An 8,881-nucleotide genomic window follows, 5' to 3' on the forward strand; every position below is an offset into this window, starting at 1 on the left:
AAAGGAGAAAATAAAAAATGGCATTTAATATGGAGATGTTTCGTTTAGACAATAAAGTGGCACTTGTCACAGGAGCAGTATATGGCATTGGTTTTGAGATTGCCCGTTCATTAGCAGAAGCGGGAGCAACGATCGTCTTTAACAATTTGACCCAAGAATCAGTGGATGAGGGCATTGCCCACTATCAAGAAGTCGGTATCGAAGCAAAGGGCTATGTCTGTGACGTAACAGATGAAGAAGCAGTCCAAGCGATGGTCCAACAGATCAAAGAAGACGTCGGTTCTGTGGACATTTTAGTCAATAATGCAGGGATCATCAAACGTACGCCAATGATCGAAATGGCGGCTGCAGATTTTCGACAAGTGATTGACGTGGATCTAAACGCACCTTTTATCGTTTCAAAAGCAGTCATTCCTGATATGATTGAAAAAGGCGGTGGAAAAATCATCAACATCTGCTCCATGATGAGCGAGCTTGGTCGAGAAACAGTCAGTGCCTATGCAGCAGCAAAAGGCGGATTGAAAATGTTGACGAAAAATATTGCTTCGGAGTATGGTCAATACAATATCCAATGTAATGGAATCGGACCAGGTTATATCGCAACACCGCAAACCGCTCCTTTAAGAGAAGTTCAAGAAAACGGAGAAAGACATCCATTTGACCAATTCATCGTAGGACGTACTCCAGCAGCTCGTTGGGGTGAGCCAATCGATCTAGCAGGGCCATCGGTGTTTCTAGCATCAAGCGCCTCTGATTTTGTGAATGGACATGTTCTGTATGTCGATGGTGGGATCTTAGCTTACATTGGGAAACAGCCATAAATAAAACAAATAACTGTAATCATTAGATGAACTAAAAAAGCCGTATAGTCAAAAACAGGAAAACCTATTTTTGACTATACGGCTTTTTAGAATGTATTTATTATTTAGGTGTTATTTCTGAAGGAGTTGCTTCTGCTCCCGCCGTTTATATGTATTTAGAGCATGGAACAAAAGTAAATAACGCTTCTGTCCCAGTCTCCGATTTGATATCGAGCCATTATTTTACAGAGAATATTCATGACTTTGAGGATGATTGATTCAAGAAGTTAGCAGTTAGTAAGAAGAGTCATTGAAAATACCGACTATTCGTTCATTTTTTTGCTGCGATTCCCATATTTTATCAAAGGGATTCCTCGGGCTTCGCACCAGTCTTTTACTGGTCCAGAAAAAATCAGCGATTGTTTCTGAAGGTCAGTCGTTTTTACAGCACCAACCATTGTATATAGCAGCCGAAGTTCTTCTTGCCATTGCGCCATTAAATGAACCGTCTCTTCCAAGCCGTAGGTCATATAATGGTTTAATACTGTTCCGGAAACTCCTACAGCACGAGCACCAAGGCATAATGCTTTGAAAATATCATAAGCATTGCGAATACCTCCAGAAGCAAGAACTTCAATGGTTTCATTCGTTTCATTTGCTTCAAGGAGGGAAGTAACGGTGGATTGTCCCCAGTCTGTGAGGTAAGAAAGTTCGCGTTTCTTACGTCGTGCATTTTCGATTTGGGTAAAACTTGTACCACTACGTCCGCTGATATCAATTGTTTTAATGCCTAATGTTGCTAATTCATCGATAGTTTCTCTTGTCATCCCAAAGCCAACTTCTTTGATGATAACAGGGACACTAAGTTCTTGAGTGATCTCTTTGATCAACTCTTTCCAATGGGTGAAATCACGATCTCCTTCAGGCATGACTAATTCCTGAGGGGCATTCAAATGGATTTGTAAAGCATCTGCATGGAATAAATCGACGGCTTGCTTTGCTTTTTCCAATGAGGTGCCAGCTCCGACATTGGCAAGGATTTTCCCTTCTGGATAGACGTCACGCATGATAGTATATGAATCTATCAAGGATGGATCTTTCAACGCAGCACTGACAGAACCTGTCGCAATCATAAGATTTGCACTTTTGGCAATCACTGCGAGATCGTGATTGATTTTTTTTGTTTTTTCGCTACCACCGGTCATAGCATTGATATAAAAAGGACTTGTAAGTGAAAATCCAGCCACGTTTGTGCTTAGATCAACATTTGCAAGTGCTGATTGCGGGAGTGCATTGTGAACGATGCGGATGGCATCAAATTCATTTTCTTGTTTGTTGTGAAATGCCTTTGCTAACGAAACATGTTCATCTTTTCGATTCATAGCGGTCCCTTTCTTTGTTGATGATAAACGTGTAAAGGAAGAGGGGTGATTTCTGCATATTCCCAAGCACTCATCAAAGGCAGAATGCCCGATTTCTGGTCAACAATGACGATCCCGCAATCGCCTCCTCCAGCACCAGAGGATTTCGCAGCTCCCTCGTATTTTTCAGCAAGATTACATAGTTTGTTTAGGGCAGGTGTTTCAATCAGTACCCCTGTAATCGTAGATAATTCTCGCAATAATTGACGATTTTTGCGAATCATTTGTTGAATCAATGCGACATTGTTCTCTTTAAACCCTTTGATCATTTCGTTGACACAAATTGTACTTTCTTCTAAAAATTTTTGATAGGCAGTTCGTTTCTCTTCTCTTGAGCGGTGGACTTGATCGACCAAATCGGAGGTCGAAGCAGGACTACCGGTCCAGCCAATCAGTAACCGAAGATCTTCAGGTGTCTGTAGAGGCTCGATAGAAAGACCAGGCCAGTCGATGGCTAGTAGTTCACTAATCGTATGAATGGACTGTTGTTTTTTTAGCCACTGATGATCAAAAGTAGAAAAAGCAATCCATCCGCCATAACAACTAGCAGCGATATCTCCACAAGAGCCATTATCTTGGACGGCCAGATTAGCGAGAGCAGCAATCTTGAAAATTTCAAGTTGCGTCAAATTCAGGGCGTAGAATTGATCCAATGCGCGAACAGTCGCTACAGCAACTGCACCGCTTGATCCCAATCCGTACTTCCTACCGTTTGAACTGTCTAATTCACTTGTTACTTTTAAGTCATAAAAGGATAACAATATATTTTTTTCTTGGGCGTATCTTTCTGTCAGACGAATCGCTGAAAGAATGTAATGAAATGGATTCTCGCGAATATCAAGAACTAATTCACCATTTCTGCGGGTCCAACGCACAGGCATGTCACTGTATTGTGCAGATTGGATACTCCCCACTTTACGTGCGGTTTCGACAGTTACTGTGACAAATTGATCCACAGCGACAATGACTGCAGGGTGACCCGTTTCAACTACGGCATATTCGCCAGCAATATAAAGTTTTCCAGGTGCAGATACTTCAATCATAATACTCTCCCTTTACTCGATAATCGTGATTCCTGGGCCAGCGTGAGCGGAAATCACTTGTTGCCTACTGAACAGTTCAGTAAATGCTGCTTGAACGGCTGTCTGGTTCTTTTTTTCAACTAAGACTTTTACATTTGGACCAGCATCCATAGTGAAATAACAAGGAATGCCTGAAGTGCGTAAGTCACGGACGGTCTGCATTGCTTTGAGACTGTCTGCTGACCAATAAGTGAATGGTGGCTTCGCTGCTAAGGTCGTTCCATGCATCTTCAAGCCATTTCTTTCCATCGTTTCCCCTAATTTTTGGAAATCTTTTGTTTGGATGGCTTGTTTTAACTCACACAAGTCTGTTTCGACAGAATCAAGCCATCCTTGATAGAAAGAAGACGTTTCGACTGTTCGACGCATGCCATCACGACTAGAAACATCCTTTTTTTGATCATTGATTAAGACAAAGACCATAGCAAGTTCATCTTCAAAATGATCAGAAGGCACTTGGGTTGCATAAGAACTGAGATCATCAGAACCTTTTTCCCATTCTGCAAAACCACCAAAAATGCTTCTGCAGGCAGATCCTGATCCCCGACGAGCCAATCGTGAAAGAGCTTGATCATCTAGTTCTAAGTGTAACGCTTCATTACATGCCCCAGCTAAAGCTGCTAATCCACTTGCAGAGGAAGCCAGCCCTGCGGCTGTTGGCACGAAGTTCTGACTAATAACGGTAGCTTTTAGATCCGTGTTGGCCTTTTTTCGAGCGATGTCTAGAAATTTGCTGATTTTTTTAGTAGCGTTCTGTTCTTGTAACTGTTCATCTAAATAAAAACGATCCTCTGTTAGTTCTTCTGAGAAAATTACTTCAGTTTCAGTATAAAAGGCATCTAGTGTAAGTGACAAACTATTGTTCATTGGAAGAATCAATTCTTCATTTTTTTTGCCCCAATATTTGATTAGAGCGATATTCGTGTAAGCACGTGCTTTACCTCTATGCATAGGTATGTACTCCTAATCCTTGAATCCACGTTGAAACAGCGCCAGCTTCTAGTAAAGCAGAGCTGATTTCTTGGGCTTCAGTTTTTGTTTGCGCTAAAGCGATCATGCAACCGCCTCTACCACCACCGGTAAGTTTTGCGCCTAGCGCTCCAGCAAAACGTGCGGTGTCGATCAAGGTATCAAGTAAATCATTACTGATCGTTAAACTCTTTAGTAAAATATGCGAATCATTCATTGCTAAGGCGAGTTTTTCAGGTGAATTTTCAATGATTGCTTTTTTGGCTTGCTTTGTTAAGTATCCTAGTTGCTGGATTTTTTGTCCAGTTTCCTGCGGATTGACGTCAAAAAGATGGGCAACGTCTTTGACTGCTGCCCGAGTCTGACCTTTGATCCCGGTATCTGCAACAATCAAGAAGGCATCGATATTCAGTGGGAAATAATCAAAAGGATGTCCTTTGGTAAAATAAATTGGTTCAAGACTACTAGTGGCGGCAGCGTCAAGCCCACTAGGATTTCCGTGAGCAATTTTTTCTGAAATTTGCACATGTGTCAACAGCTGCTCCCTTGAAAGAGGGAGGGAAAAAGCATCATAAAAAGCGCGAGTAATGGCAGTAGCTACAGCGGCGCTAGATCCCATGCCACGCTCGGCTGGAATCGTGCTTTCGATCGTTAACCGTAAATTTCCTAGAATATGGTGCTGCTCCTTGAGACTAGCAATCAGTAATTTTATATTTTTCAACGCATGAGGTGCGTCGGGTAAAGATCCTATATAGTAGGAAGAAACAAGCTGATCAGTGGTGGAAGTATCAAGATCTTCTAATCGCGCAATCACATTCGTTGCATAAAATGGGAAGGCGATTGCTGGTTCACCATAAACCACCGAATGCTCACCCATCAAGATAACTTTTCCGCTTGATTCTCCTTGGCCATGAATTGCCATAGTCCAACTCCTTCTTCTCCTGTAACCGTAACATTTGAGCAAAAAATAAAGCGCCTTATTTATTATGCGCTACGCTCGTTCAAAAAACAATTCCCTTTTATTTTACTAAAACGAACCAATAAGTAAAATAAAGAATACGATTTCTTGAAAAAAAACGTTTTTTTCTTAAGAATTTTTTTGGTTTTTTAGTAGAATGACAATGATATTTGTATTTGACACCACTAGATATTGAGGTTAATATAAAAAAAGATTTGAAAAAACACAATATTTAGTGATGAAGTGAGCTGGAGGGAAATGAGTGTGATTGTTTTAGCAGGGACCATCGGTGCCGGAAAATCAAGTTTAACGAAAATGATAGCTGAACATTTTGATAGTCAAGCCTTTTATGAATCCATCGATGACAATGAAGTGTTACCACTATTTTATGCAAACCCTGAGCAGTACGCATTTTTATTGCAAATTTACTTTTTAAATAAACGTTTTGCAAGTATTAAACAAGCGATGCAAGAAGATAATAATGTATTAGACCGTTCAATCTATGAAGATTCTTTATTGTTCCATTTGAATGCAGACTTAGGTAGAGCAACAAAGACAGAAGTACAAGTCTACGATGAATTGTTGGCAAACATGATGGAAGAATTGCCTCATGCGGCTTACAAAAAACATCCAGATCTACTGGTTCATATCCGTGTATCTTTTGATACCATGTTGGAACGGATCGAAAAAAGAGGAAGAGCTTATGAACAATTAGCTTTCGATCCTAGTTTGTACGATTATTATAAAGAATTAAATCGTCGTTATGATCAATGGTATGAAGAATATAATGAAAGTCCCAAGATCCAAATTGATGGGGACCAATTTAATTTTGTGGAAGATCCAGAGGCAAAGCAGCAAGTTTTACAGATGATCAAGGGAAAACTAGAAGAAATTCGTCAAGAGGAAGAAATAGCGATCTTCTAATTCGCAAAGCGATTCTGATAAAAACGAATAGACACTTGCGGAATTCTCTGAAAGGTGAGCCAAGAGTGAGGTAATAGGGATACGTGAAGTACGAGACTCATTCACTCTCTTCATAAAGAGTTAGTCAATATTGAAAAGTGATTGATTTTGCTGTGCCATTAGATATAAGCAGGTTTCTCTGTTAAGTACTTTTGTATTTTCATCATGAAAGAATGAGGGATTGTCATTACTCAAACAGAAAGTGTCTATCGTTTTTAGCTATTTGATGGATGAATCGTCAAGTTTCTAGTGAAAGCAATTCAAGAATACCTTGACAAAAAAACTCTAACCTGATATACTGTTTAAGTTGAGAAATAAAAGCAGAAGCACCCGCTTCTCGCCTTAGTTGACGAAGTCACTGGGCTAGATAGTTTTCACCTATTTTGATTAAGGTGGAGTACGTGCGGGTTCTATAAGAACTCGTTTTTTTATTGTCGAAGATTCGACAAGCTTTTCTTTCTCTCATAATATTTGGAGGTGAATGACCATAGCAAAGGATATGATGGTTAACGACGGCATTCGTGCACGTGAGTTACGATTGATCGGTTCAGATGGTGAACAATTAGGAGTGAAAACAAAGGCAGAAGCATTACAGATTGCTGAACAAGCAAATCTTGATCTTGTGTTAGTTGCTCCAGGTGCAAAACCACCAGTTGCGCGAATCATGGACTACGGGAAATACCGTTTCGAGCAACAAAAGAAAGACCGCGAAGCGCGTAAAAAACAAAAAGTGATCAATGTGAAAGAAGTTCGCTTGAGTCCAACGATCGACTTGAACGACTTCAATACAAAACTTCGTAATGCACGTAAGTTCTTGGAGAAGGGCGATAAAGTAAAAGCCTCTATTCGATTCAAAGGCCGTGCCATTACCCATAAAGAAATTGGTCAAAAAGTCTTAGATCGCTTAGCTGAAGAAACTGCTGATATTGCAACAGTGGAACAAAAAGCGAAAATGGACGGACGCAGCATGTTCTTGACGCTGGCACCGAAAAACGATAGTAAGTAATTTGAATGACTAACTGACTTTTGGATAGTCACTAGTCGGATAACGAAAGATTTTGAGGAGGAAATATAGTCATGCCAAAACAAAAAACACACCGCGGATCAGCAAAACGTTTCAAACGTACTGGTAAAGGCGGATTGAAACGTTTCCGCGCGTTTACAAGTCACCGTTTCCACGGTAAAACAAAAAAACAACGCCGTCAATTGCGTAAAGCAAGCATGGTTTCTAGTGGCGACTTCAAACGTATTCGTCAACAACTAGCAAAAATGAAATAAGAACTACTATTGACTGAAATTTAAAGATCTATTTTTATTAGGAGGAATTATACATGGCACGTGTTAAAGGTGGAACAGTAACTCGTAAACGTCGTAAAAAAATGCTTAAACTAGCAAAAGGTTACTACGGTTCAAAACACACTTTATTTAAAACAGCAAAAGAACAAGTAATGAATTCATACAACTACGCATATCGCGATCGTCGTCAAAAGAAACGCGACTTCCGTAAATTGTGGATCGCTCGTATCAACGCAGCGGCTCGTATGAATGGCTTAAGCTACTCAAAATTGATGCACGGTTTGAAATTAGCTGAAATCGACATCAACCGTAAAATGTTAGCTGACCTTGCTGTCCATGATGCAACAGCATTTACTGCATTAGCTGACCAAGCAAAAGATGCTTTAAGTAAATAAGTTTATAAGGCTCTTCGACAAGTAGTGTTGGTGAGTTCAAATTGAAAGAATTTCATCGAGAATCAATCGAAGCAGAAATACGCTTCGATTGATTCTTTTTTGTTTTGGGTTGATCTTGGAAAACCAAACCCTGGATCAAGTAAATACGGTCACGAAAATGGAGAAAATTACGGTAACCATAAGCGACTCGTTTGATAACCTTGATTTTATTGTTTGTCCCTTCCAATGCCCCGTTACTATAGGGTATTTGGAAGGCATTCTTGATTCCTTTTCTATATTTATTGAAGAAAGTAAGTTTCTTGCGAAACCACTCAGGAAGCTGGGTATCTAAGGTATTCACCACTTCGAAAAAGTCGTTCGTCTCTTTTTGTTTATAGTGATAGAGAAGGAGTTGACAAGTGTCATAAGCCAACTTTAATGTGGAATCATAGCTGAGTCATTCATCGACGATCGCTTTTTCAGTCATCGGACGCTTAAAGGAATAATCATAGCGATAGCGTGAGCTATCTAATAGATAAGAATTCTTTAGAAATAACTTCCAGTAACGTTTGAATCGTTTATACTTCAGACGATCGTTCTTACAATAAGTGTTCATGATTTGAATCCGGAAATGGTTCAACGCCCGGTGAATATGTTGGATAATATGAAAACGATCCGTGACAATTTGTGCATGGGGAAAAATACTTTTTGCTAATTCAAAATAAGGAGCGTTCATATCCATGACGATATATTGGACATTCTCTCTAGCTTGACGGGTATAGCGAGAGAAATAGGTACGTAAATAAGCTAGTTTACGACTTTCAAGAAGACCAAGAATTTGATTCGTTTGACCATCCATGAAAATAAAACTCATTTTACCCACACAGGATTTCATTGCTTTAAATTCATCAAAGCAAAGAACGGAGGGCAAGTAGTCCAAACGTACTTTACCGTTCTTCACAGCCGCTTTCATGATTCGTAAAATCGTTACATCCGATACGAAATAACGAAAGGCAAT

General features: G+C 39.9%; 9 protein-coding genes, 1 pseudogene and 1 other annotated feature. Of the genes and pseudogenes, 5 read left to right on the forward strand and 5 right to left on the reverse strand.

The window, feature by feature from the left end; translation table 11 throughout:
- Nucleotides 1–17: 17 nt before the first annotated feature.
- Complete coding sequence (locus A5844_RS05850; protein ID WP_086284327.1) at nt 18–821, forward strand: gluconate 5-dehydrogenase; 804 nt, start codon at nt 18–20, stop codon at nt 819–821.
- A gap of 302 nt (nt 822–1,123) precedes the next feature.
- On the opposite strand, the gene fni is transcribed toward A5844_RS05850, so the two are convergent.
- The 4 genes from fni to mvk are packed head-to-tail and all read right to left on the reverse strand — an operon-like array spanning nt 1,124 to nt 5,194.
- Nucleotides 1,124–2,182, reverse strand: a complete 1,059-nt coding sequence (gene fni, locus A5844_RS05855; protein WP_086284328.1) for a type 2 isopentenyl-diphosphate Delta-isomerase — start codon at nt 2,180–2,182, stop codon at nt 1,124–1,126.
- Nucleotides 2,179–3,264, reverse strand: coding sequence for a phosphomevalonate kinase (locus A5844_RS05860; protein WP_086284329.1), 1,086 nt, complete (start codon nt 3,262–3,264; stop codon nt 2,179–2,181). Before A5844_RS05860 ends, fni begins: the two co-directional genes overlap by 4 nt.
- 12 nt (nt 3,265–3,276) lie before the next feature.
- Nucleotides 3,277–4,254 carry a diphosphomevalonate decarboxylase gene (mvaD, locus tag A5844_RS05865; protein WP_086284330.1) on the reverse strand — a complete coding sequence of 326 codons (978 nt, stop codon included), beginning with the start codon at nt 4,252–4,254 and terminating at the stop codon, nt 3,277–3,279.
- Nucleotides 4,247–5,194, reverse strand: coding sequence for a mevalonate kinase (gene mvk / locus A5844_RS05870; protein ID WP_086284331.1), 948 nt, complete (start codon nt 5,192–5,194; stop codon nt 4,247–4,249). Before mvk ends, mvaD begins: the two co-directional genes overlap by 8 nt.
- Before the next feature lie 294 nt (nt 5,195–5,488).
- On the opposite strand from mvk, the gene A5844_RS05875 reads away from it, so the two are divergent.
- The 4 genes from A5844_RS05875 to rplT all read left to right on the forward strand — a co-directional run bounded on the left by A5844_RS05875 (nt 5,489) and on the right by rplT (nt 7,884).
- Nucleotides 5,489–6,154 carry a deoxynucleoside kinase gene (locus A5844_RS05875; protein WP_086284332.1) on the forward strand — a complete coding sequence of 222 codons (666 nt, stop codon included), beginning with the start codon at nt 5,489–5,491 and terminating at the stop codon, nt 6,152–6,154.
- A gap of 351 nt (nt 6,155–6,505) precedes the next feature.
- Nucleotides 6,506–6,631 (forward strand) — a sequence feature (ribosomal protein L20 leader region).
- 43 nt (nt 6,632–6,674) lie between these two features.
- Complete coding sequence (gene infC / locus A5844_RS05880; RefSeq protein WP_086284333.1) at nt 6,675–7,199, forward strand: translation initiation factor IF-3; 525 nt, start codon at nt 6,675–6,677, stop codon at nt 7,197–7,199.
- 71 nt (nt 7,200–7,270) lie between these two features.
- On the forward strand, nt 7,271–7,471 hold the full coding sequence (gene rpmI / locus A5844_RS05885) for a 50S ribosomal protein L35 (RefSeq protein WP_002289309.1): 201 nt from the start codon (nt 7,271–7,273) through the stop codon (nt 7,469–7,471).
- A 53-nt stretch (nt 7,472–7,524) separates the two neighbouring features.
- On the forward strand, nt 7,525–7,884 hold the full coding sequence (gene rplT, locus A5844_RS05890; protein WP_086284334.1) for a 50S ribosomal protein L20: 360 nt from the start codon (nt 7,525–7,527) through the stop codon (nt 7,882–7,884).
- A 52-nt stretch (nt 7,885–7,936) separates the two neighbouring features.
- Here rplT and A5844_RS14595 read toward each other — a convergent pair.
- A pseudogene (locus A5844_RS14595) lies at nt 7,937–8,836 on the reverse strand (ISL3 family transposase).
- Between the last annotated feature and the right edge of the window lie 45 nt (nt 8,837–8,881).

Source organism: Candidatus Enterococcus wittei, assembly GCF_002140175.1.
Taxonomy (GTDB): Bacteria; Bacillota; Bacilli; order Lactobacillales; family Enterococcaceae; genus Enterococcus_B; species Enterococcus_B wittei.

Excerpts from the sequence above, each read along its gene's own strand:
- fni (WP_086284328.1), bottom strand. The coding sequence starts at position 2,182 with ATGAATCGAAAAGATGAACATGTTTCGTTAGCAAAGGCATTTCACAAC.
- mvk (WP_086284331.1), bottom strand. The coding sequence starts at position 5,194 with ATGGCAATTCATGGCCAAGGAGAATCAAGCGGAAAAGTTATCTTGATG.
- infC (WP_086284333.1), top strand. The coding sequence starts at position 6,675 with ATGACCATAGCAAAGGATATGATGGTTAACGACGGCATTCGTGCACGT.
- A5844_RS05860 (WP_086284329.1), bottom strand. The coding sequence starts at position 3,264 with ATGATTGAAGTATCTGCACCTGGAAAACTTTATATTGCTGGCGAATAT.
- A5844_RS05875 (WP_086284332.1), top strand. The coding sequence starts at position 5,489 with ATGAGTGTGATTGTTTTAGCAGGGACCATCGGTGCCGGAAAATCAAGT.
- mvaD (WP_086284330.1), bottom strand. The coding sequence starts at position 4,254 with ATGCATAGAGGTAAAGCACGTGCTTACACGAATATCGCTCTAATCAAA.
- rplT (WP_086284334.1), top strand. The coding sequence starts at position 7,525 with ATGGCACGTGTTAAAGGTGGAACAGTAACTCGTAAACGTCGTAAAAAA.
- A5844_RS05850 (WP_086284327.1), top strand. The coding sequence starts at position 18 with ATGGCATTTAATATGGAGATGTTTCGTTTAGACAATAAAGTGGCACTT.
- rpmI (WP_002289309.1), top strand. The coding sequence starts at position 7,271 with ATGCCAAAACAAAAAACACACCGCGGATCAGCAAAACGTTTCAAACGT.